The organism is Acidisoma sp. S159 (assembly GCF_009766125.1).
GTDB lineage: Bacteria > Pseudomonadota > Alphaproteobacteria > Acetobacterales > Acetobacteraceae > Acidisoma.
The window spans coordinates 3,198-4,206 of sequence record NZ_LMUG01000079.1; the positions used below are offsets into that span (position 1 = coordinate 3,198).

The 1,009-nt window shown below is 65.2% G+C and carries 1 protein-coding gene and 1 pseudogene; both read left to right on the plus strand.

Going from position 1 to position 1,009, the window contains the following annotated elements:
• Positions 1 to 437 (plus strand): annotated as a pseudogene (locus GSQ92_RS26055) (transposase); the annotation flags it as partial.
• A 133-nt stretch (positions 438 to 570) separates the two neighbouring features.
• Positions 571 to 1,009, plus strand: a 439-nt coding sequence (locus GSQ92_RS26060; protein WP_216856971.1) for an IS6 family transposase, incomplete at its 3' end; no start/stop codon positions are given.

The window sequence follows — 1,009 nt, forward strand, 5'->3', positions numbered from 1 at the left end:
ACGACGCGGCGGATGCGGAAGCGATCTGCGAGGCCGCGCAGCGCCCGACGATGCGGTTCGTGGCCGTCAAGAGCGAGGCAAAGCAGGCACTGTCGGCAGTGTTCCGGGTGCGCGACCTACTGGTCGGACAGCGGACCCAGCTGATCAACGCGCTGCGTGGGCACCTCGGCGAGTATGGCGTCGTGGCTCCCCAGGGGCCGTTCCACGTTGAACGGTTGATCGTCGAGATCGAGGATTCGGAGTCCCTCGTGCCCGAGTCCGCGCGCTCGTGCCTCCAGTTCCTGGTCGACACGCTGCGCGCACTGCGGGGCCGCATCGATCGCCTGGATGCGGAAATCACCGCACGGGCCAAGCAGGATGAGGGCGCGCGACGGCTGATGGAGATTCCGGGGATCGGCCCCATGGTCGCCACCGCCATTCAGGCGCTCGCTCCCCCGGCGGGGCGTTGTCACGTTAACTGGCGGTCTGCGACGGCCTGGGCGAGGATGATGGCATGAAGAAGCCGCCAGGCCCGCACCATCGCCACCGTTTCCCGGCAGACCTCATCAGCCACGCGTATGGCTCTATCACGTGTTCAGCCTGAGCTTCCGAGATATTGAGCTGCTGCTGGCCGAGCGCGGCGTCATCGTCTCTTACGAGAGCGTCCGCCAATGGTGCCTGAAGTTTGGATCAGCCTTCGCCGACAATCTGCGTCGCCGCCGACCTCGGCCCGGTGATAAATGGCACCTCGACGAGGTGTTCATCCGCGTTCAGGGTGAATTACGCTATCTCTGGCGCGCCGTGGATCAGAACGGCGTCGTGCTGGACATCCTGGTGCAGAGCCGCCGTGATGGCGCCGCGGCGAAGCGCTTCCTCAAGCGCCTCCTGAAAGGCCTGCACTATACGCCACGCGTCCTCATCACGGACAAGCTGAAGAGCTACGGTGTGGCCAAACGCGAAGTGCTGCCGGACGTCGAGCATCGAGAGAGCCGCTACCTTAACAACCGGGCAGAGAACTCGCACCGGCCGA